The 21,903-nt window shown below is 59.4% G+C and carries 21 protein-coding genes and 1 other RNA gene; 6 read left to right on the top strand and 16 right to left on the bottom strand.

Going from position 1 to position 21,903, the window contains the following annotated elements; genetic code table 11:
• Window positions 1-159: 159 nt before the first annotated feature.
• Together E5E96_RS14535 and dsdX are read right to left on the bottom strand one after the other, a co-directional pair.
• Window positions 160-1,491 (bottom strand): D-serine ammonia-lyase, encoded by a 1,332-nt coding sequence (locus E5E96_RS14535; RefSeq protein WP_171282464.1) that lies wholly within the window; start codon window positions 1,489-1,491, stop codon window positions 160-162.
• A 16-nt stretch (window positions 1,492-1,507) separates the two neighbouring features.
• Entirely contained in the window at window positions 1,508-2,845 is a 1,338-nt protein-coding gene (gene dsdX, locus E5E96_RS14540) for a D-serine transporter DsdX (RefSeq protein ID WP_171282465.1), read from the bottom strand.
• A gap of 213 nt (window positions 2,846-3,058) precedes the next feature.
• Here dsdX and dsdC point away from each other — a divergent pair, with 213 nt between their 5' ends.
• Window positions 3,059-4,027 carry a DNA-binding transcriptional regulator DsdC gene (dsdC, locus tag E5E96_RS14545; protein ID WP_171282466.1) on the top strand — a complete coding sequence of 323 codons (969 nt, stop codon included), beginning with the start codon at window positions 3,059-3,061 and terminating at the stop codon, window positions 4,025-4,027.
• An 83-nt stretch (window positions 4,028-4,110) separates the two neighbouring features.
• On the opposite strand, the gene E5E96_RS14550 is transcribed toward dsdC, so the two are convergent.
• The 8 genes from E5E96_RS14550 to smpB all read right to left on the bottom strand — a co-directional run bounded on the left by E5E96_RS14550 (window position 4,111) and on the right by smpB (window position 13,774).
• Window positions 4,111-4,656, bottom strand: coding sequence for a M949_RS01915 family surface polysaccharide biosynthesis protein (locus E5E96_RS14550; protein WP_146062331.1), 546 nt, complete (start codon window positions 4,654-4,656; stop codon window positions 4,111-4,113).
• 120 nt (window positions 4,657-4,776) lie between these two features.
• Entirely contained in the window at window positions 4,777-5,133 is a 357-nt protein-coding gene (locus E5E96_RS14555) for a 50S ribosome-binding protein YggL (RefSeq protein ID WP_171282467.1), read from the bottom strand.
• Complete coding sequence (locus E5E96_RS14560) at window positions 5,130-6,515, bottom strand: restriction endonuclease subunit S (protein ID WP_171283238.1); 1,386 nt, start codon at window positions 6,513-6,515, stop codon at window positions 5,130-5,132. The genes E5E96_RS14555 and E5E96_RS14560 overlap by 4 nt, the downstream gene beginning before the upstream one ends.
• Window positions 6,515-8,029 carry an N-6 DNA methylase gene (locus E5E96_RS14565; protein WP_171282468.1) on the bottom strand — a complete coding sequence of 505 codons (1,515 nt, stop codon included), beginning with the start codon at window positions 8,027-8,029 and terminating at the stop codon, window positions 6,515-6,517. The genes E5E96_RS14560 and E5E96_RS14565 overlap by 1 nt, the downstream gene beginning before the upstream one ends.
• Window positions 8,030-8,128: 99 nt before the next feature.
• Window positions 8,129-11,662 (bottom strand): type I restriction-modification system endonuclease, encoded by a 3,534-nt coding sequence (gene hsdR, locus E5E96_RS14570; RefSeq protein ID WP_171282469.1) that lies wholly within the window; start codon window positions 11,660-11,662, stop codon window positions 8,129-8,131.
• 2 nt (window positions 11,663-11,664) lie between these two features.
• Window positions 11,665-12,603, bottom strand: a complete 939-nt coding sequence (locus tag E5E96_RS14575) for a restriction endonuclease (RefSeq protein ID WP_171282470.1) — start codon at window positions 12,601-12,603, stop codon at window positions 11,665-11,667.
• Window positions 12,604-12,806: 203 nt separating this feature from the next.
• Window positions 12,807-13,166: a transfer-messenger RNA gene (gene ssrA / locus E5E96_RS14580) on the bottom strand.
• A gap of 119 nt (window positions 13,167-13,285) precedes the next feature.
• The gene (gene smpB / locus E5E96_RS14585; RefSeq protein ID WP_011705343.1) at window positions 13,286-13,774 is read right to left on the bottom strand and encodes an SsrA-binding protein SmpB; all 489 of its coding nucleotides are present in this window, start codon (window positions 13,772-13,774) and stop codon (window positions 13,286-13,288) included.
• Between the two features lie 169 nt (window positions 13,775-13,943).
• On the opposite strand from smpB, the gene E5E96_RS14590 reads away from it, so the two are divergent.
• A complete protein-coding gene (locus tag E5E96_RS14590) occupies window positions 13,944-14,378 on the top strand; it encodes an SRPBCC family protein (RefSeq protein ID WP_011705344.1) in 435 nt (144 codons plus the stop codon).
• Window positions 14,371-14,718, top strand: a complete 348-nt coding sequence (locus E5E96_RS14595; RefSeq protein WP_011705345.1) for an RnfH family protein — start codon at window positions 14,371-14,373, stop codon at window positions 14,716-14,718. Before E5E96_RS14590 ends, E5E96_RS14595 begins: the two co-directional genes overlap by 8 nt.
• A gap of 127 nt (window positions 14,719-14,845) precedes the next feature.
• On the opposite strand, the gene E5E96_RS14600 is transcribed toward E5E96_RS14595, so the two are convergent.
• The 3 genes from E5E96_RS14600 to yiaY form a co-directional block, all read right to left on the bottom strand.
• Entirely contained in the window at window positions 14,846-15,481 is a 636-nt protein-coding gene (locus E5E96_RS14600) for an NAD(P)H-binding protein (protein ID WP_171282471.1), read from the bottom strand.
• Window positions 15,482-15,605: 124 nt separating this feature from the next.
• The gene (locus E5E96_RS14605) at window positions 15,606-15,944 is read right to left on the bottom strand and encodes an outer membrane protein assembly factor BamE (protein ID WP_011705347.1); all 339 of its coding nucleotides are present in this window, start codon (window positions 15,942-15,944) and stop codon (window positions 15,606-15,608) included.
• A gap of 135 nt (window positions 15,945-16,079) precedes the next feature.
• Window positions 16,080-17,231, bottom strand: coding sequence for an L-threonine dehydrogenase (gene yiaY / locus E5E96_RS14610; protein ID WP_106552128.1), 1,152 nt, complete (start codon window positions 17,229-17,231; stop codon window positions 16,080-16,082).
• Between the two features lie 392 nt (window positions 17,232-17,623).
• Here yiaY and udp point away from each other — a divergent pair, with 392 nt between their 5' ends.
• Complete coding sequence (gene udp, locus E5E96_RS14615; RefSeq protein WP_011705364.1) at window positions 17,624-18,379, top strand: uridine phosphorylase; 756 nt, start codon at window positions 17,624-17,626, stop codon at window positions 18,377-18,379.
• A 121-nt stretch (window positions 18,380-18,500) separates the two neighbouring features.
• Here udp and E5E96_RS14620 read toward each other — a convergent pair whose 3' ends face one another.
• The gene (locus tag E5E96_RS14620; RefSeq protein ID WP_171282472.1) at window positions 18,501-19,265 is read right to left on the bottom strand and encodes an RluA family pseudouridine synthase; all 765 of its coding nucleotides are present in this window, start codon (window positions 19,263-19,265) and stop codon (window positions 18,501-18,503) included.
• A gap of 151 nt (window positions 19,266-19,416) precedes the next feature.
• Here E5E96_RS14620 and rihA point away from each other — a divergent pair, with 151 nt between their 5' ends.
• Both rihA and E5E96_RS14630 read left to right on the top strand, forming a co-directional pair.
• Window positions 19,417-20,352: a pyrimidine-specific ribonucleoside hydrolase RihA gene (gene rihA / locus E5E96_RS14625; protein ID WP_171282473.1), complete on the top strand. Its 936-nt coding sequence runs from the start codon at window positions 19,417-19,419 to the stop codon at window positions 20,350-20,352.
• 34 nt (window positions 20,353-20,386) lie between these two features.
• Window positions 20,387-20,857, top strand: coding sequence for a hypothetical protein (locus E5E96_RS14630; RefSeq protein ID WP_016350162.1), 471 nt, complete (start codon window positions 20,387-20,389; stop codon window positions 20,855-20,857).
• Between the two features lie 178 nt (window positions 20,858-21,035).
• On the opposite strand, the gene E5E96_RS14635 is transcribed toward E5E96_RS14630, so the two are convergent.
• On the bottom strand, window positions 21,036-21,332 hold the full coding sequence (locus E5E96_RS14635) for a helix-turn-helix domain-containing protein (RefSeq protein ID WP_171282474.1): 297 nt from the start codon (window positions 21,330-21,332) through the stop codon (window positions 21,036-21,038).
• 28 nt (window positions 21,333-21,360) lie between these two features.
• Window positions 21,361-21,891, bottom strand: a complete 531-nt coding sequence (locus E5E96_RS14640) for a DUF1523 family protein (protein WP_016350163.1) — start codon at window positions 21,889-21,891, stop codon at window positions 21,361-21,363.
• Between the last annotated feature and the right edge of the window lie 12 nt (window positions 21,892-21,903).

Below are 21,903 nucleotides of genomic sequence, written 5' to 3' on the forward strand. Positions count from 1 at the left end.
TCGTATCACAAAATAACCAGCTTGGGGGGATTGTCGGCAATTCAGGGTGTCCAGCTGTCTGGCCGTCTGATGTGTGGGATGGTGAGCAGGGGCGCCATCTTGCTGATCCCACACGAGAAAAACCCGCCAGTCAGGCGGGTTTTATGGCTGAAAAAAAGATCAGCGGCGGGCGCTGGCCAGGTACTTTTCCATCTCCTCGGCGGGTACCATGCCGCCGCCGGTGGCCCACACCAGGTGGGTGGCACGGGCCATGCGAGCGGCATCCAGCCCCTGACCAGCCTGCCACCCAAGGTCGGCCGCGACGCGCCATGGGCCTGCCATGCCGGCCAGCGCAGAAGGTTCGAGCTTGATCTGCTCAGCGCGGGTCAAGAGTCCCAGCAGGTCATACATCTCCTGATCGCTCAGGGTGTAGAAACCTGCCAGCAGCCGCTCCATGGCGCGGCCGACAAAACCGGAGGCGCGCCCCACCGCGAGGCCGTCGGCCGCGGTGAGGTTGTCGATGCCAAGGTCTTGCACCGCAATGGCATCGTGCAAGCCGGTGTGGACCCCGAGCAACATGCAGGGGGAGTGGGTCGGCTCGGCGAACAGGCAGTGGACGTGGTCCCCAAACGCGAGCTTGAGGCCAAAGGCCACCCCGCCGGGGCCGCCACCGACACCGCAGGGCAGGTAGACAAACAGCGGATGGTCGGCGTCCACCACAATCCCCATGTCATCAAACTGCTTTTTCACCCGTTCACCGGCCACCGCGTAGCCGAGGAACAGGGTGCGGGAGTTCTCGTCATCGATGAAGAAACAGTTGGGGTCGCGTTCGGCCTCCTTGCGCCCCTGCTCCACCGCGACCCCGTAATCCTCTGCGTATTCCACCACGATGGCGCCATGTTCGCGCAACTTGCGCTTCTTCCACGCCCGCGCATCAGCCGACATGTGGACGGTGACGCGAAAGCCGAGGCGGGCGCTCATGATGCCGATGGACATGCCGAGGTTGCCGGTGGAGCCCACCGCGATGCTGTACTGGCTGAAGAAGTGGCGGAACTCGTCCGTGAACAGCTTGCGATAATCGTCCTCTTCGCAGAGCAGACCGGCCTTGATGGCCAGTTGCTCGGCGTGGGCCAGCACCTCGTAGATGCCGCCGCGCGCCTTGATGGAGCCAGAGATGGGCAGATGGCTGTCTTTTTTGAGCAGCAGCCGGCCGCTCACCTCGACCCCGTAACGGGCATTCAGGGTGCGCTGCATGGTCGGGATGGCGGCGATGTCGGATTCGAGAATGCCCTTGCTGGCGCGGGTCTCGGGGAAGGCTTCACATAGGTAGGGAGCGAAGCGGGCCAGGCGGGCGGAGGCATCCGCCACATCGCGGCCATCCAGCCCTACGTGGGGCAGACCTTCCTTTAGGGTGGTGGCCTTAGGGTTGAACCAGCTGACCGGTTCCAGCGCGATCAGGGATTGCAGCAGCGGAAACTGCTGGGTGAGTTGTGATACGTCGATGTTTTTCATGGTGTTCTCGGCCTCGTTACACGATACAGGAGAGCAGGAAAGTGCCGGCCAGCGCCATCAGGGAGGCGACGAAGGTGGCGGTAGTGTAGTACTTGAGCGTTTCGTTCAGGGTGGCGCCGCAATACTGCTTGACCAGCCAGAACAGGGAGTCGGTGACCATGGTGCAGCCAATGGCGCCAGAGCCGATGGCGAGCGTCATGATCTCCGGGCTGATGTTCGGGTAGTGAACCATGATGGGGGAGACGATGGCGGTAGCCCCCATCATGGCGACAGTGGCGGAGCCCACGGCGGCGTGCAGCACGATGGCCACCAGCCAGGCCAGCAGGATGGGATGCATGTCGAGCTGGGAGAGAATGGTGGCCAGGCCGTCCCCCAGGCCGCTGGCCTTGAGTACCCCGTTGAAGGCGCCGCCGGCACCGATGATCAGCAATATGTTGGCGATGGAGGAGAAGCACTGTTCGGTCTGGTCCAGCAGCTCTTCCATCTGCATGCGCCGGCGGATCCCCAGCACGTAGTAGGCGGTGAAGGCGGCGATGAACATGGCGGTGATGGGGTTGCCGATAAACTCCAGCAGGGTATAGAGGTGGCTGGCGTGATCCATGTTGAGTTCGGCCACCGTCTTGACCTGCATCAGCAGGATGGGCAGCAACACGGTGAAGAGAGAGGCGCCCAAGGTCGGCAGCTCGGCCTCGTTACGGGCCTGGATGTCGGCAAAGGCGGCAGGCACCTCCTTGAACGGTACCCGCTTGCCCAGCAGCTTCAGAAACAGCGGGCCGCCTACCAGCGAGGCAAACAACCCGACCGCGAGGCCATAGACGATGACGGATCCCACGTCGGCACCCAGCTGATTGGTGACATGGAGGGCGGCGGGGTGGGGCGGTACTATGCAGTGCACGGCCATCAGGGCGGTACAGAGTGGAATGGCCAGGGTAAGCAGCGAGGTGTTGGTCTTGCGGGCGATGGAGAAGGCCAGCGGAATGAGCAGTACTACCCCCACCTCCACAAACAGGGTGATACCGCATACCAGCCCGACCAGCACCATGGTCACCTGGGGCGACAGCCAGCGGCACTGCTGCAGGGCGAGGCCGATGCGCTCGGCGGCGCCCGACACCTCCATCATTTTGCCGAGTATGGTGCCAAGGCCGATGACGGCGGCCAGAAAGCCCAGGGTGCCGCCTATGCCTTCCTCCATGGCGTTGACCATCTTGAGCGGGTTCATCCCCATCAGGGCGCCCACATAGAAGCTCGCCAGCAGCAGGGCGAGGAAGGGGTGGACCTTGCCCTTCACTATGGTGACGACGATCAGCAATATGCTGGTCAGCAGGGTTCCGACGATCCACATTTCTGAATTCATGGCGTGCCTCTGTCATGGGAATGATGTTGGCGCTATTGAATGAAAATGCAGGTTCCCTGACAAATGATGAAACCGGCAGCTTGGGTGAGCTGGATTGATGCAAAGGTGTCACATTCATCACATTTATGGTGTGAAGGTGGTTTTGCGTGGTGTGAGCTGATGCAGCGGACCACTTTTTCGGTATCATCGGTGCCGGTTTTGCAAGGGGGGCATATGTACGGCGAAGAGAACTATGTGGCAAGAAGCAGTGTTGCGGGAAACAAGCTGCTCAACGGCTATCAGCTGGCCAGGCTGCACACCTTCGAAGCGGCAGCCAGACACGGCTCCTTTGCGCTGGCCGCCGACGAGCTGGCGCTCAGCCCGAGTGCGGTGAGCCACCGGATAAGCGCGCTGGAGGAGGATCTCGGCTTCAAGCTGTTCCAGCGCTTTCACCGCAAGGTGGCGCTGACGGCAGACGGGCAGCGGGTGTTCTGGGCGCTCAAGTCATCGCTGGAGTTCATCAACCAGGAGATCCTGGAGATCCGGCATCAGGAGCTGTCGGGCACCCTGACCGTCTACTCGCGCCCCTCCATCGCCCAGTGCTGGCTGGTGCCTCGGCTGGCGGATTTCTCCCGCCTGCATCCCCAGATCGAGCTCAACATCATGACCGGCAACGAGAACATCAACCTGCACGGTTACGGCATCGATCTCACCCTCTATTTCGACGACAAGCCGCCTGCCCGGCTCGCCATCCATCCGCTGATGGACGAGTACATGGTGCCGGTGTGCAGCCCGGAGTATGCCGAACAGCACGGGCTGCTCGGCAACCCGGCCAACCTAGCGCACTGCCGCCTGCTGCACGATCGGCAAGCCTGGGGCCATGACTCCGACGGCGACGAGTGGTCCAGCTGGGCCGAGCAGTCCGGCGTGTCGCTTTCGGCATGCAGGGCCAGCATGGGGTTTGATCGCTCCGATCTCGCCATCATCGCCGCCATGAACCACGCCGGGATCGCCATGGGACGGCAGAACCTGGTGAGCAAGCGGCTGGCCCGGCGCGAGCTTGTGGCCCCCTTCCCGGACATGGCGGTGCGCTGCGCCCAGCGCTACTACATCGCCACCCTGCCCAATTGCCAGAACCCCAAGGCGCAAGCCTTCATCGACTGGGCCTGCCAGCAGGCGGGGGAGAGTGCACCGGTTTTGTAGATAAGGGCTGGCAAATAGAAAGGGCCACCTCTTGGGAGGTGGCCCTCTTTCCGTTCAAGCTGATGGTTGGTAAATCGCGCCTGTCACTGGATCACAACGGTGGAAAGTTCAGGCCATTTCTTCATCATGTAGCGGTAGAGTTCTGGGTGTTTTTTAAGATTTGTTCCTGCAACAGGCACAGGTTTTTCCTCTGGGTACAGGGGCTTGCCATCAGCGACAAAATGTTCAACCCCACGCAGGGCAAACTTTTTGCCATCTCGGTAAGCAAAATATTTCACATCACCGGGATCGAGCCCGCCGCGACAGGCCATTGAATAAGAGAGCAGCAGATAATAATCCCCCTTGCCGGTGAGCTCGACGACCTCAAATCCGGCGGGGTTGATATTAATGAACATATCGAGGTTGCAGTTGGTGACGCTGTCATACAGGACCCACTCCTGCTCACCGTTCAGGGTGCCCAATCCGGTAATAGCCAGAGAGCGACTGTCTTTCTCCGTAGCCGGGATCTCATCGACCGACAGCGTGACCTCATGCTTGCCATTGGTATCAAGCCACAACGCCTTGTATAGCTGCTCGCTGCAATAAGCCGGTGCTGCGCCAAGCAACCCCGCAAGGACTATCCATTTCATGGCCACTTATCCCCTTTAGGTCGTGATGGATCTTGAAAAGAGCGGCGTTAGGCGAAGCTAATCAAATCCGCAGGATGAGGGAAAGGTTGAGCCTGGAGGCAGACTCAACCGGTAGCCCGATCACTCTGGCCAGGGGCCGTACCAGGCATCGCTCAGCGACTCGACCTGGTGGGCGGCAACCCAGGGCTGGCTGGCCAACCAACAAGCCGCCTGTTCCCGATCGGCCTCAGTCAGGGAGCCGGTGGCAAACTTGCAGAGGTAGCCACTGATCTCGTGTGCAGAGAGAGTACCACCTCCACCAAAGCCCCAACCTTGCGACTCGATAAACTCAAGCCAGCGATCGAGCGCCTCTTCAAAACTCACCAGCTGAGGCTTCAGGCTAAACATGAGTTGAAAACCGAATTCCTGAAACTCGCCGACATGGAGTTTTTTGCGCAGGCGGCGGGAACGATTTTTATAAGAGCGAGCTGGGGTCATTGGGGGACTCCTGATGATGTGGGGCTGATAGCTGGTTTGGATGCCCGTTTGCGCGGCTTGACGGTGGCCCGCTCGGTTTGAATGCGGGCCAACAGGGCGGCGGCGCTATGGTCGCCACTGATCAGGTCCGGGTTGGCTGCGCGCCAGTCGGCAGTCAGCTCACCGCGAAACGCCTTGGCCAGAATGGCCTGGGTCAGGTTATCGACCCGCGCCTTTGCGGCTTTGGCCTGCTGCTCGAGGGTATCGGCATAGGCAAAGAGCTTTTCGACGCGGCGGACGATTTCGGTTTGCTCTTCAATTTCAGGAAAATACACTTTAAGGTTTTTAATTATTTTTTGGTTTAAGTTAACCATTGTTGAGCCAACGGAAGATGAATTGAAGTAGTCTACAGCTACAGGTGAGCGCAAAATTATTTCAAGGTATTTTGGTAGTGCGTTATCTGTAACACGCAAGATCATTGAGCCTGTTCCGCAGAGAAGATGCCCATCTGTGTTTACAACAGCAGCCCTGCCCATTTCACCTCTGCGACCAATAATTACGTCGTTTTTTCGAAGCTGCCAAGCAGCTAACTCTTCGAATTTTTCTTTTGAAATTGACATGTTCAAAGAAGGCGTTATTTTTCCTTCAGATATATGCATTGGATTTATAATTGGAATACCTCCAGTTAAATAATCACTTTTATGCAATGCACTGCCGAAAGGACCAGTTTTTACTTCAATGCCGACATCATTAAGCGTTAAATACGTTCTCTTAGAGGTTGAGATTCCTATCCACTCTTTTGTCAGTTTCCCACTCACCGCAGCGGCGAGCACGGATTGGCGGAACTGCTTGATAATATCCGGAATACGTGCCAGACGGGCTTGGGTGGCCTCCACCTGAGCCAGCAATATATCAAGCCGGTCGACAATCTCTTTTTGCTCTGCGACTGGAGGGAGATAAACTACATGCTCCTTTATTAGCCCTTGAGATATATTTGGTTGCGCACCACCTTTTCCCTTTGCAACGAAAACATCCTTCTCATTTAACAAAAAATAATATAAAAACTCCGATGTGGTAACATTTGGCTTTGGATTGCCAACAGCACAAGCCTGATTGGTTGTCGCATCGATACCAAGAATAGATGCTTTCCCTATAGTTGCACCATACATTGCAATGGCTACCGCACCTTTTGGGAAAAGTTTAGCGCTAGAATTTTTCAGACCAAGTTCAGTAATGTATTCGCTTGGTTTTTTTATTATTTTCTCCCCGAGATCACCAGTTTTGACCCACGGGATATCACCACCATAATAATCTTCATTTTTTCTGGATGGTGTGCCACCAGAGCCCCAATCAGCAATATTATCAAGGGTGGTTTCTACCCATTCGGCAGGGAATGAAATCATCACGCCATCCCCTCCAGCGCCTTAACCAGATCCTGCAATTCGGCCAGCGCCGCTTCCAGTTCATCCTTGGCCTCGTTGGCCAGCGCCAGCGGCTCGGGCAAGTCGGCCGCATCGACGCTGTTTTGATCCTTGAGCCAGCTGATATCCAGCGAATCCCCCTTGTTATCGCGGATCCACTCACGGCTAAAGCTGCGCCAGCGGGCGGTTTCGAGGCTCTGCGCTTGCACGGCTTCCTGTGGCAATTCGCCCAATTGTTGCCAGACCCCTTCGCTGCGCGGTGACTGACCGTTCTTGTCACGGCCATAGGCGGCGATAAAGGGGGCAAAGTGCGCCTGGGTGAGGGGGGCGCGTTTGCCGAAGGTCTGCATATTGGCGCGCATATCGTAGACCCAGACCGTCTTGGTGCAGCCTTTGTCTTGGGCCGGATTGTCCGGGGTGCCCTTCTGGAAGAAGAGGACATTGGTCTTGACCCCCTGGGCATAGAAGATACCGGTGGGCAGACGCAGTATGGTGTGCAGGTTGCACTTGTCCATCAGGTCGCGGCGGATCTCGGTGCCCTTGCCCCCTTCAAACAGGACGTTATCGGGGATCACCACGGCGGCGCGGCCACCGGGCTCGAGGGCGTCGTAGATATGCTGGATAAAGCAGAGCTGCTTGTTGCTGGTGGGGTGGACAAAGGTGCGGGTGATATTGGTGCCCGCGGCGCTGCCAAAGGGGGGGTTGGAGAGGACAAGGTGAGCCTTGGGCAGGGTCTCGCCATCCTTGCCGAGGGTGTTGCCAAGGCGAATGGCGCCGTGCTGGTCATCCCCTTCGATATCGTGCAGCAGGCAGTTCATCAGGGCCAGACGGCGGGTCTCCGGCACCAGCTCGAGGCCGACGAAGGCCTTTTTCATCTGGAAGATCTGATCCGCCTCGTCGAGATCATCGAGATCCCGGCTGTGGGCCTTGATATAGCGGTCGGCTTCGATCAGAAAGCCAGCCGTGCCAGCGGCGGGATCCTGGATCACCTCGCGGGGCGCAGGCTGCATCACCTGTACGATGGCGTTGATGAGCGGGCGCGGGGTGAAGTATTGACCGGCTCCGGACTTGGTTTCGTTGGCGTTCTTCTGCAGCAGCCCTTCATACATGTCGCCGAAGTCGTCGCGGCTCTTGCCCTTTTCCCCGTCGAACCACTCTAGCTTGTCCATGTTGCTGACCAGCTCGCTAAGCTGGGCGGGCTGGGTGATGGTGGTGTTGACGTTCTGGAAGATGGCGCGAACGATGGCGTGATCGTCAACCCCGAGCTGAACCAGCATGTTGCGGTAGAAGCGGTGCTGCTCCTGCCCCAGCTTGCTCTTGAGATCGCGCCAGCGATACCCCTCCGGCAGCAGATCTGTCTCCTGTCCGGTCTCTTCGCACATCTTGAGAAACAGCAGGGAGGCGAGTTCGTTGACATAGTTCTGGTAGGAGACGCCGCCGTCGCGCAGGTTGTCGCACAGCTTCCAGAGCTTGGCGACCAGATCGGTGTTGTTCATCGGTATTTCTCGTTGAGCAGGCGGCCCGCAGGCCGCCTTGTAAAGAGTGAGTGGGCGCCTCTGTCAGGCACCACCAAAGTGGGCAGGATTGTACCCGTTTCAGGCGGGTTTATCCCAGATCAGTTGGCTGAACTCGGCGAGCAGCTCATCGAGCTTGTCATCAAAAAGCTGCATCAGCTTGGGTTTGCCGCCCCGGCGGCGGTAGTTGCCTACCTTGAAGGTGTCATCATCGAGCACCACCTTCTCCTTGATGGAGTCGGCAAGCCGTTCGAGCCAGATAAGCTGCTCGCTGTTCCAGTCGTGTTGCTCTTTGATACGGGCCAGCGCTTTGTCTACCCGATCCTCGAACGGCTGCAGGGGGTCGCCGATGGCGGCACGGCGAATATGGCCGACCAGGCGGGCGGCGATATCCTGATTCTTGGCGGCCTTCCACGCGGCGCGCAGGGTCGAATCGTTGTAGTTCTCTTTGTCGAACCACTCTTGCAGTTGCAGCAGCGCGCTGCGGGTGAGATCGCGCGGGCGGTTGATGATGGCGTCGATGGCGGCCTGCTCGTTTTGGGAGCGGCTGACCAGCTGGTCGAAGGCATCAAGGAAATCCTCTGCACTGTCGTGATCGCCATAGGCACGGCTCACTTCAATCACTTCATCGTCGATATCGCTGAAGATGGGCAGATCCCGCAGCTCGTTGATGGTGCGCTTGAGGTGCTCGAGGCGTGGGATCAGGGTTGGCAACTGGTTGAACACCTCGGCAGACCAGCGCGGGCCATTGCTGCGCAAGGTTCGGCCCAGCTGGTTGAAATCACAGCCAGCCGACTCGCGGCAGAGTTCATCGAGGCGTGCCAGCTGTTCGGCGACCTCTTTTGAGCGATCGCGGTTGTAGCTGGCCTGGTTGCTGATGCGCTGCAGCTTGGCCACCAGCTGCTCGTGGCTGTGCTCGGCAAAGCTGCGGCCATCGGCCTCTTTCACCTGATAAGTTTCCGAGTCGGTGATCTCGTTGACCAGAGTCTGCAAGGGGACGTCAGGGCGCACCACCACCGGGCGCATGGTATCGACCTGCTCCAGGGTGGCGTAGAGATCGACGGCATCGAAGATGCGAAACGCACTCTTGCCCACCTGGGGGCAGAGACGGGTCGCGCGCCCCTTCATCTGCTCATAGAGGATGCGGCTGCGCACTTTGCGCATAAAGACCAGATTGCAGATGCTGGGGATGTCGATACCTGTGGTGAGCAGGTCGACGGTGACCACTATGTTGGGCAGCCGCTCCTTGTTGAAGCGGGTGATCATCGATTGCACCTTGTTGGCGTCCTTGTCGGCATCGCCGGTGATCTTGATGATGGCGTCATGTTCCAGCGCCGGAAATTTTGCTTTGAAGGCGGTGCGCAGCTCGTCGACCACGTTGTCGGCATGGTTGTTGTTGACGCAGAAGATCAGGGTCTTCTGATTGCCGGTGGGGTCGAGGTGATTGACCAGCTCCTCGCAGACGACCCGGTTGAAGTTGGAGGCGATCAGCTCGCGGTTGAAGTTGGCCACCTCGAAGTTCTGATCATCTTCGAGGGTATCGTCAATCAGCTCGCCCTGATTGCTCAGACGGTGTACCTGACTCCCTTTGGCGAAGTAGACCCCCTCCTGGCTGCGGCGGGTGATGATGCGAATGGGCGGCTCCTGATCCACCAGATAGCCGTCGAGTACTGCTTTGCGATAGCTGTAGCGATAGACCGGCTGGCGCGATGGCCCGCCGAAAATATCGATGGTGTGCAGCGCCGGGGTCGCGGTGAGCGCCACCTTGACCGCATCGAAATGGTCGATGATGCGACGGTAGGCGGAGATGTAGTCGAGCTGGTTGCGAAAGGCCATCTCGCCCTCGGTCTGCTCCTTGTCGAGAATGTAACCCCGGTGTGCTTCGTCGATGATGATGCAGTCGTAGCGGCCAACCGGCATCACCTCATCGCTCTGCAGGGTGCGCTTGACCAGTGACTGAACGGTGGCGACGTGGATCTTGGTGCTGTCTTGTGGGAAACGGTCCGTCAGCCCCTGGATATTGAAGATGGCGTTGAAGGTATCGCCGCTTATCTGGGTATCTTCAAAGGCGCCCAATGCCTGTTTGCCGAGGGAGGTTCTGTCGACCAGAAACAGGATGCGGTTGAAGCGTTGTGACTGGATCAGGCGGAACATCAGGGCAATGGCGGTCCGGGTTTTGCCCGTACCGGTTGCCATCGCCAGCAGGATATCTTGCTGACCGGCGATGATGGCCTGCTCAACGGCTTGTACCGCCTCCTCTTGGTAGTAGCGCAACCCCAGTTCGCTCATATCGCTGTGGCTGGCAAACCAGAGGTTGTTGCGCTGGGGATCTCGCGCCAGCATGGCCAGCAGCTCTTCGGGGCGATGCCACTCGGGCAGGGCTCTGGGCATATTGCCGGAGTGGCGCACATCCCGATACCAGATGCCGCTCTTGCTCTTCATGGCGGCGCGATATTCGCGGCCATTGGCAGAGAAGCAAAATGGCACCTTGTAGCTCACCGGGCTGCCGGGCTCATGCCACTGGCGCAGGTAGCTGGCATGCATCTCTGTGACCTGATCATGGGCCTGCGCGTCGGTGGCTGATGCATAGAGCTCCTCCTTGAGGTGAGCCATATCGAAATACTTGCTGTAGCGGTAAGCCTCCGTAAGCTTGCCTGCCACATCGATGTTGCCCTTCTTGGCTTCAATGATGCCGACAGGAACAAGCCCCGCGAACAGCACGTAGTCGGCAAAACCCCGTTTACCCGTTTCATCTTCAGCCGTAGGCCACTCGGCAATCGCCATATTGCGGCCCGCTTGCGGGCGGGTGCCATTGGCAAATTTGAGGTTTTGGGTATCGGCCTCCCAGCCAGCCTTGCGCAGTTGGGCATCGATCAAATAACGACTCTCGCTCTCGCTCAAATCGAGCGAACGAGCCGCTGCAAACTCCTTGACCTGTTGGAGGTAGAGCGCGCGTTCGGTAGCAGTCAGCTTCGCCAGCTCGGCCTCTCTGGCGGCCAGCTGGGCCTCCAGGGCAGCGATACGCGCTGCCGTTTGCGCCTCGGTCTCTTGCTGCTTGCCTTCGAGGATGGCGATATAGCCATTGAGCGCTATCAGCTGTTGTTGTTGGGCTACGATCTCGGCTGCTGTCTGTTGCTGGGCTAGGCTGCGCTGTTCCAGCTCCTGCTTCAGCGCCATCACCTCCTGGTGATAGTTGTGGCGCTCTCCTTGTGGCAGCACAAAAATGGGAGCGGCAAAATCATACTGTTTGCTGATCAGGCGGTAGTACCAGACCCCCAAGCGGAAACCGAGTCTCAGGGTCATGGCGGCATCATCAAGGTCGTTGTGATAGTCATGGACCGCTTTGTTGCCGGTTCGACGCAGGGTATGAAATACCCCCATGATGCCGTCATCGACAAAGTTGATCTTGCCGAGCTCTCTTAGCAGGTCGAGTTGACTCTCTGTCGCAGGCAGGCCTAACAATTTACCAAGATGCTTGGCGGTTGCCTCACCGAAGATCCGCATCTTCATCAGGGTTGTATTGGGATCATCCGGATAGTTGTTCTCGGCGGCACAGGCGATGGCATAGAGGAAGTCGTTGGTGCCTTTGAGAAACTCGAAATTGCTCTTGTCCATGTTCACTCTTCCAGAAAGTAATCCGAATCCAGGGTCTTGATGGTGAGGGTCTGGCGGACAGTGACGCCGACGCCGTATTCGATCATCAGAGCAGCCAGATGTACGCCGTCGATCAGCACGATACGTTTCTCAATTAGCCCGACATACTCCTGTGCCTCACGGCTAAAGCTGGAGGTGGTAATAAAGACCCCTTTGCGGGCTTTGTGCAGATCCAGGGCGCCTGCGAAAGACTGGATCTCGGGACGCCCGACGGTTTTGTCGGTGTAGCGCTTGGCTTGCAGGTAGATGGAGTCGAGCCCAAGTCTGTCTTCCTTGATGATGCCGTCGATGCCGCCATCGCTGCTGTAGCGTGTGGTGCGTGCGGCATCCTGCTGGCTGCCGCCATAACCCATGGCCACCATCAGATCGACTACCAGCTGTTCAAAGAAGCGAGGGGAAAGACCAAGGATCTCGGCCAGCAAGTCATCGGCAAGGGACTGATTGATGGCGGCCAGCGCCTGCTCAATCTGCTCTTGAGGGGTGCTGGCCTGTTCTGGCGTGGACTGTGTCGTTGCGTCCGTCACGATCCGGGACGGATTGCCCATGCTTTCACTGGAGGCCAGGGTAAACGCCACGAACTCGTTGAATTGGGCCAGATAGTGGTTGTCGATAGCATGTCCCGAGGCTAGTGCCGCCTTGCCCCGTTCGGTGATAAGGCAAATGCCCCGCTTGGGTTGCTCGATTAGACCCGCTTTGACCAAATAGGTCTTGGCCCAGCCGACCCGGGAGCGAACCGTGGTTTGTCGCCCGCTTGGCAGGGTGTGAGCCAGTTGTTCAGGAGTAAAAGCATAATGAGCACATACAGCTTCATACACTTGTCGAAGCGTATAGCTGTTGCCGTCTTTCAATGAAAAAAGCACGGCAGGCATCATGTGTTCATAGCTGGGAATTGCGTCGGTCATGGATGATGGATAAATTCAGAAACAGTATTGTGCTGAATAATCTCACAAAATCCGCTTGATTAGGTTGATCCAAGACTCAAAAGATCTCGCTTCCCCCTATTGTGCAGATGCTCTTTGAGCCGTGAGGCTTGTTGAATGACCCACTGCAAAGAAAGCCTAAATAAAAAGGGCCACCTCTTGCGAGGTGGCCCTTTCCAAACGTTTGGTGGAGCTGGGGGGATTTGAACCCCCGTCCAAAATTACTACATCCTTGGCACTACATGCTTAGTCACTCTTTACATTCGCCAACCCGCTGCGGAGAGACACGCCACGAATTGACTAGCTCGATTGGTTTTAATGCTTCCGCCCCGAGCAGGACTTCCACACGATCCTGTGAAGGATGACCTTCCGATTCCCTAGGACACAGGCAAGCTAGGGTAGAAGGGCTCAGCGCAGGTTATTAAGCTGCGAGTGCGTAGTTTTCGTCGTTTGCGACTATTTTTTTGCGGTTTATTAACGAGGCCTACCGCACCTCGGCATGCACCTTGGGTTTCGTGAATCTTGTCGAATCCAGAATCAGCCCCAAGTTGGTAAGAGCGATTGTACGCAAAAATCCTGTCATGGCAAGGCGTTGATGGCAATCGACCGGCCTTGGCCGGTCGATTGCTGGTTTATTGGGCGGCGCCCGGCAGGCGGCGCACCATCAACCGCGGTGCTTGTTCTTCATGATGCGCGCTTTTTCCCGATCCCATTCGCGGGCCTTGGTGTCTTCACGCTTGTCGTGCTCTTTCTTGCCCTTCACCAGGCCGATCTCGACCTTGACCCAGCACTGTTTCCAGTAGAGGGCGAGGGGAACGACGGTGTAGCCCTGACGGGCGATCAGGCTCTCGAGCTTGTCGAGTTCACGGCGGCTCAGCAGCAGTTTGCGGGTCCGGGTCGGGTCGCACACCACATGGCTGGAGGCCGCTTGCAGTGGCAGGAAGCTGGAGCCAAACAGGTAAGCCTCACCATCGCGGAAGATGACATAGGCTTCGCTGATGTTGGCCTTGCCCGCCCGCAGAGATTTGACTTCCCACCCTTGCAGGGACAGACCCGCCTCGATCTTCTCTTCGATGAAGTATTCGTGGCGCGCGCTTCTGTTGAGTGCAATGGTGTTGGACCCGGCTTTGTTTTTACTGTTTTTTTTGCTCATGACGGGCGATTTCCGGCAATGACTGGGAGGAGGGCATTATACGTGGGCAAGGGCGGCTGTAAAACGCGCAGCGGGTCAACTGATGGCTTTATGAGCAGTTTGACCGAGGTTTTACCTCCACAAGATGAAACATGATGATAAAATCGCGGCGATTGGATGAGGAAAAGCCATGCCCCGTATTACTCGCAGTGCCCTGGTGATGTTCAGCGCCGAACAGATGTTCAGGCTGGTCAATGATGTTCACGCTTATCCGGAGTTCCTGCCCGGTTGTGTCGGCAGCCGTGTCCACGAAACCGGCGATGACTATATGACGGCCTCGGTCGATGTGGCCAAGGCCGGGATTGCCAAGACCTTTACCACCCGCAATCTGCTCGATGCCAACCGGCAGATCAAGATGGAGCTGGTGGAGGGGCCCTTCAGCAAGCTGGCGGGCTGGTGGACCTTCACGCCGCTGGACGTGGATGCCTGCAAGGTGGAGTTCGATCTCGACTTCGAGTTCACCTCCAAACTCATCGAGCTGGCCTTCGGCCAGATCTTCCGCGATCTGGTGAGCTCCATGGTGCTCGCCTTCTCCAACCGCGCCAAGGTGGTGTACGGTGCCTGATCAACTCAACATCGAAGTGGTCTACGCCCTGCCCGAGCGGCAGACGGTGCTGCGGCTGCGGGTGCCTGCACAGACCTCGGTGCTGGCCGCCCTCGAGCAATCCGGCATCGTGCAAAAACACCCCGAGATCGATCTGACGGTCAACAAGTTCGGCATCTACAGCCGACCGGTCAAGGGCTCCGAGTTGCTGCAAGATGGCGATCGCATCGAGATCTACCGTCCGCTCATCGCCGATCCCAAGGAGATGCGCAAGAAGCGCGCGGAAAAGGCCAAGGAGGAGGGACGTGCCGATGTGGTCACGGGTGGCCGCCCCAATGCCAATCGCAAACAGTCTGACTAAATGCCTGCATTGGCAGGCATGATACTTCGTATAAAAAGTGTCAGCACTGGCACGATACCTCATATAAAAAAGGCGCCTTGGCGCCTTTTTTGATCCCGTCATCCACCTGCCAAGTCGAGGGGCTTCGCTACAGCTGGAGCAGTCGCTCGTTCTCGACCACTTCGCAGCCAGCGGGCTGGCGGGAGAGGGCGATCATGGCGCGGGCCACCTGGCCGGCCTCGATGGCGCGCCAGCGGCGCAACCTGCCGACCAGGAGAGGCTTCAGCAACGGGTAGACAGTCTGGAAAAACTGCTCCGAGCGGCGCGGCGGCTGGCGATCGCCCAGCAACATGGCGGGGCGCACGATGGCGAGTCGCGGCCAGGGCTGGGCCAGCAATGCCTGCTCCATCTCCCCCTTGGTGCGCGGATAAAGGGCAGGGGAGTGCGGGTTGGCCCCCAGGCTCGAGACCACCACCAGCCGCTGGCAGCCGTGGCGGCGGGCCAGTTCGGCAAAGGCCAGCACATAGTCGAGATCGACCCGGCGAAAAGCCTCGGCCGAGCCGGCTTCCTTGCGGGTGGTGCCAAGGCAGCAGAAGGCGAGATCCACCGGTCCGGGCAGATTCACCTCGGCCAGCATATCGAAATTGACCGGCAGCCAGTGGTGGGCGGGTTGTGGTGGCCCGGGCCTGCGACAGAGCAGGGTCAGTTGGTGCTCTGCTGGCAGTTGTCGTACCAGCTCGCGGCCGATGAGGCCGGTGGCTCCGGCGATCAGGATCCGGCTCATGCTGCTCTCCCTGTGTGATGAAAGTGAGGCCCGCATCCGCTGAGGGGCTGCCCTCTGCCAGCGGGTTGTCCGCGGCTGGCGGCGCTAAAACAAAACCGGCGCGAGGCCGGTTTTGTGGATGGGATCAGAGCGGGGTATGGAAGGCCGCTGGCAGCGGGAAGTCGCCGGTGACCGTGGCCAATCTGTCGTTGGCAAAGGTCAGGGTGAGTTCCTTGCGCTCTTTCTCGCCGCGCCCCGGCTGGAATTCATAGAGGTAATACCAGGTGTTCGGGTCAAAGCCGTCGCGCAGCATGGCGGAGCCCAGCACGAACTCGACCTGCTCGCGGGTCATGCCCTGGCGCAGTTTGTCGACCTGTTTTTGTTCCACATAGTTGCCCTGAGGAATATCGATGCGATAGACCAGGCTGCAACCAGACAGGGTAAGGGCGGTCAGGGCCGCGGCAATCAGGTGTTTCATCCGCATATCGAGTTCAGATCATCCATTCAAGTCTTTTTAAGCTCGGCAAATCATACCGGCTCCCTCTACGGAAGTAAAAAGCCATTGATCCATCAGCCAATAAAAAGGGCCGCCATGCGACCCTTTCTGCCGATTGCGCCCTTACATGGCGGCGCGGAAGATGGCGACGATCTCGGCGTGGCTCGCCTGTTTCGGGTTGGTGAAGCCGCAGGCGTCTTTCAGGGCATTCTCGGCCAGCAGGTTGAAATCGTCTGCCTTGACGCCGAGCTGCTCCAGCCCGGCCGGGATCTTGACGTCGCGCGCCAGCTGCTGGATGGCGGCAATGGCGGCGGCGGCCCCTTGCTCGTCATTCATGGCGCTCACGTCCACCCCCATATGACGGGCCACGTCCTTCAGGCGAGCGGCGCACACCTGGGCGTTGTAGGCCTGCACGTGGGGCAGCAGCACGGCGTTGCACACCCCGTGCGGCAGGTCGTAGAAGCCGCCCAGCTGGTGGGCCATGGCGTGCACGTAACCGAGGCTTGCGTTGTTGAAGGCCATGCCGGCCAGAAACTGGGCGTAGGCCATCTGCTCGCGGGCGTGCAGATCGTCGCCCTGATTGACCGCGGTGCGCAGGTGCTTGGCGATGAGCTGGATGGCCATGATGGCGCTGGCATCGGTCACCGGGGTGGCGATGGTGGAGACATAAGCCTCGATGGCGTGGGTCAGCGCATCCATGCCGGTGGCGGCGGTGAGGCCGGCGGGTTTCGCCAGCATCAGCTCGGGATCATTGACCGACATCAGCGGGGTGACGTGTTTGTCGACGATGGCCATCTTCACGTGGCGGGCCTCGTCGGTGATGATGCAGAAGCGAGTCATCTCGGAGGCGGTGCCAGCGGTGGTGTTGATGGCGATGAGCGGCAGCTGCGGTTTGGCGGAGCGATCCACCCCTTCGTAATCCTTGATGCTGCCACCGTTGGCGGCCACCAGGGCGATGCCCTTGGCGCAGTCGTGGGGGGAGCCGCCGCCCAGCGAGATGACGCAGTCGCAGCCATTGGCCTTGAGCATGGCCAGGCCCGCTTCCACGTTGGTCATGGTCGGGTTGGGTTTGGTCTCGTCGAAAACTGCGCTTTCAATGCCATGTTCTGCCAGCAGGCCGGCGACCTTGGCGACCACGCCGATCTGGTTGAGGATCTTGTCGGTGACGATCAGCGCCTTGCGATGGCCATAACCCTTGATATCGGCTGCCGCCTCTTGCAGACAGCCTGCTCCCATCAGGTTGATTGCGGGAATGTAGAACTTGAATGTCGCCATGATGGACTCCGTTTTATTAGCCATTAAGTGGTATGCGGGCGCCAACATAACATCGTCAGAGGGGATGAAAAGGGGTCAATGGTATCTGCTTTGCAACTTTATGGACTCGATCACGTACCGGAAACATGGGGCGCGACAGGGATTGACAAGGGCCCTTGCCCGTTCGCGGGCAGAAAAACGTTTTTCAATTAATTCATCAGGTTAGCAAACGTTTTGCGCCGAATTTGTCACTGTCAATGCAAGGAAGTGTGAGATGCTTCAAGGAATTGGAAAGCGCTTTCGACCATAGTTGGCGCCTCCCCGACGAGGGGAGTAAAGGCTTGAAAGTACCATAAAGAATCATCTTAACTTGCGCCCTGACCATGCTGGTGGGGAGCAACCAGGAGTCCACTATGTCTGATGTATTTCACTTGGGTTTGAAGAAAGCGGATCTGCAAGGCGCCACCCTGGCGATCGTCCCTGGTGATCCCGAGCGCGTGAAGCGCATCGCAGAGCTGTTGGATAACCCGGTGCACCTGGCCAGCCATCGTGAATTCACTACCTGGCGCGGCGAGATGGACGGCAAGGCCGTGATCATCTGCTCCACTGGTATCGGCGGCCCGTCCACTTCCATCGCGGTGGAAGAGCTGGCTCAGCTGGGCATCCGTACCTTCCTGCGCATCGGCACCACCGGCGCCATCCAGCCGCACCTGAACGTGGGCGACGTGATCGTCACCACCGGTTCCGTGCGCCTCGACGGTGCCAGCCTGCACTTCGCGCCGATGGAGTTCCCGGCCGTGGCCGACTTCGACTGCACCACTGCGCTGGTCAACACCGCCAAAGAGCTGGGTTCCAAGCTGCACATCGGTGTGACTGCCTCCTCCGATACCTTCTACCCGGGTCAGGAGCGTTACGACACCGTATCCGGCCGCGTCGTCAGCCGTTTCCAGGGTTCCATGAAAGAGTGGCAAGCCATGGGCGTGCTGAACTACGAGATGGAATCAGCCACCCTGCTGACCATGTGCACCAGCCAGGGCCTGCGTGCCGGTATGGTGGCTGGCGTCATCGTCAACCGTACCCAGCAGGAAATCCCGAACGCCGAGACCATGGCGAAAACCGAATCTGATGCCATCAAGATCGTACTGGGCGCCGCCCGCAAGCTGATCTGATAGCACCACCACGAGTGGGGGGTGGGGGCCGTTGCGAAAGCACGGCCCCTATCTTTATCCGCCGTTTACCGCTTTGCCCCTCTTCTGCTTGCCTACCCCTTCATTTCTTCCCTGTTCTAGGTTACCCCGGTTGCCCCGTCATGGCGGCCAGCGCCTGCGCAAAGGGCGCCTCACAGCTGATCTGCATCGGCTCGCCGCTGACCGGGTGGACAAAATCGAGTTCGCTGGCATGCAGCATCAGCCGCGGCGCCAGCTCGCAGCCGGGCGGCAGCAGGCCGCCATAGAGATCGCAGCCCAGGATGGGGTGGCCCAGCTGCTGGCTGTGGATGCGCAGTTGGTGGGTACGACCGGTCTCCGGCACCAGCCGCACCGAGGTCAGCGGCACTGTCTGTCCCTGCATCTGCTGATCAAGCCGCTCAATCACTTGATAGCGGGAGCGGGCGGGTTTGCCGTTGACGGCGCAGATGCTCATCAGCGGAAACAGCGCCGGATCCTTGGCGATGGGGGCATCGATCACCCCTTCCTCTTCGGCCAGGTGACCGCACAGCAGGGCGCTGTAGGCCTTGCTCACCGTGCGCTGGCTGAACTGGCGGCAGAGCAGGGCGTTGATGGCCTTGTTCCTGGCCACCAGCATGATGCCTGAGGTGCCAAAGTCGAGGCGATGGACCAGGGTGCAGCCGGGGTAATCCTGCACCAGCCGATGGTGCACCGAGTCGAGGTTCTGCGGGTTCTTGCCCGACAGGCTCAGCAGGCCGCTCGGCTTGTTGATGAGCAGCAGGTGCTCATCCTCGAACAGGATCTCGATGGTGGCCGCACAGGGCGGGGCGATGAAGGTGTCGACGATGATGGACATGGGGCGCACGGTCTGAAAAGGGAGGGGGATCATACCCGAACCGGCGAAGCGCGGCGAACTGACTTGAGTGCCGCCGGCAAGTGATTGATCTGTTTGGCCAAGGCGTTTTGTGACTCCCTCCAGAGTTAATCCTGCCGCCTCTTGCTAAGGTATGGCTCCCTGTCATGTTGTAAGGAGTCCGTCCATGGCGTTGCCCGTTATTCTCGATTGCGATCCCGGCCACGATGATGCCATCGCCCTCATCCTGGCGCTGGCCAGCCCCGAACTCAAGGTGCTGGCGGTCACCACCAGCGCCGGCAACCAGACGCCGGACAAGACCCTCAACAATGCCCTGCGCATCCTCACCCTGCTGGGGCGCGACGACATTCCGGTGGCGGCGGGGGCCCCCAAGCCGCTGGCCCGCGAGCTTATCATTGCCGACAACGTCCACGGCGAATCGGGTCTCGATGGCCCCCAACTGCCGGATCCAGGCTTTGCCCCGGTGGCCATGACAGCCCTTGAACTGATGGCCAAGTGCCTGCGCGAGAGCCCGGAGCCCGTGACTCTGGTGCCGACCGGCCCGCTCACCAACATCGCCCTGCTGCTGGCGGCCCACCCCGAGCTGAAATCCAAGATCGCCCGCATCGTGCTGATGGGCGGCGCGGCGGGAGCCGGCAACTGGACCCCGGCGGCGGAATTCAACATTTATGTGGACCCTGAAGCGGCCGATATGGTGTTCAAGTCGGGGCTCCCCATCACCATGTGCGGGCTGGACGTGACCCATGAGGCGCAGGTGATGGACGAGGATATCGAACGGGTGCGTACCATCACCAATCCGGTGGCCCAGTGCGTGGCCGGGCTGCTCGACTTTTTCATGATCTACCACCGGGATCCCAAGTGGGGATTTGCTGGCGCGCCGCTGCACGACCCCTGTACCATTGCCTGGTTGCTGGCCCCCGCACTGTTTCACGGGGTCGAGTGCCGGGTCGATATCGAGACCGGCGGCACCCATACTAGCGGCATGACGGTGGTGGATCGCTACGGTCTGACCGGCAAAGCGGCCAATGCGCTGGTGTTGCTGGGGCTGGATCGGGCCGGTTTTATCGATCTGCTGGTCACGCGGCTGCGGGCCTTTGACTGAACGCAGTTCCACTCTTGCAAGAAGGGGCGAAGCGATGTGGAAGACAGGGCTGGCACTGCTGGCCGGGTTGCAACTGACGGGGTGTGCCACGCCGTTCGAGTCGATGTGGCAGGGGCTGGCGACCTGCGAACTGGACGATCTCTATCTCGACAGCGAGACCGGCCAGCCGGTGCACCCGCAGCTCAAACATTTCACCCCCTACAAGGTGACGGACGGCTTTGCCTGGTACAAGACCCGCCAGGATCTGCACGGTCTGCCCATCAGCGGTTTTCTCATCCCCTCGTCCACCTTCGAGGTGCACGCCCTGTTCGTGGATACTCCCATCGCCAATGCGCGGCGTCTGACCCACAACGCCTATGGCAGCGAGTTTTCTGACGAGCAGCAGCACGACGCCGGGCTGGCTCCCCTGCTGCTGCGCGATCCCAACAACCCCAAGCGCTCCATCATCGACTGCACCAAGGGGGAGACCCAGGATCCGCTGCCGGAGGAGCCGTTCCCCGAATAGGTGCAAGGCCGAAGCCTTGGCACAGATAAATAAAAGAGGGCCAGCCTACAAGGCTGGCCCTCTTTTATTTTGGTGGGCAGAGACCTGATTAGGGATACCCCAGCGTTTCCTTGATGGCCGGCAGTTGGGCCTTTATCCAGGCAGGATTGCTCGGATTGTCCCCCAGTCACAGACGACCTCAGGGGTAACCCAGCGTCTCCTTGATGGCAGGCAATTGCGCCGCGATCCAGGCCGGATTGATGGGCCCCCAGTCACTGATGCGATAGTGCCCCTGCAGATGACGAGCCCCCTCGGTCTGCTCGAAGCCGCAGCTGATGTCCAGCTCGGCCAGGGCGCTGAGCGTATCCTGCGCGGTGCGGCGCGGCATGCCGGTCGCCTCCATGATGACCGGCACCGTATCCGTGCCCTGGCTGATGAGCCAGGCCACGTAGAGCCGGCGATAGAAGCTGGTGCGCGTCTTGCTCGGCTCACTCATTGTCCGTTCCTCCAGCAAGCGGCGTTGCTCATATCTCATCCTCGAGCCGATCGAAGTAGCGCCAGGTGGCGATGGCAGCCTTGCCCATCACCAGAGCCCAGATGCCGAACCAGAACCAGCGGAAGAAGCTCCAGGTGGAGGCGTCGGGCTCGGTGCTCTCAATCTTGGTGACGTTGGGGAACATGGAGAACATGTTGATGCGCCAGCCGTAGGAGGTAATGATGGCCAGCCGTTTTTCGAACTCCATCGACTTGGCCTTGGCCTGCACGTCGGCGGCGTTGAACTTGAAGTAGAAGGGCCAGCCCCACTCGGTATCTTCGTTGCGGAACACGCGGATCTTCTCGCCGGGCCGCTCGGTATAGATGTAGTAGACGTCGGTGGTGGGACCGTCGGCCGGATTCTTCTGGCTGATGGGGCCATCCTTGTCGGTGCGTTTCACCTCGACCCCGGTGATGGTGGCGATGGTGTGCTCCGGCAGATAGAAATCGAGCCAGATGGCGGAGACGAGGGCGATGAGCCCGAGGCCGATGAAGGCCGGTTTCTTGAAGGACAGCTTCATGATGATCTCGCA

Origin of the sequence: Aeromonas sp. 1805 (genome assembly GCF_013085525.1) — a bacterium.
Classification (GTDB): Bacteria; Pseudomonadota; Gammaproteobacteria; order Enterobacterales; family Aeromonadaceae; genus Aeromonas; species Aeromonas hydrophila.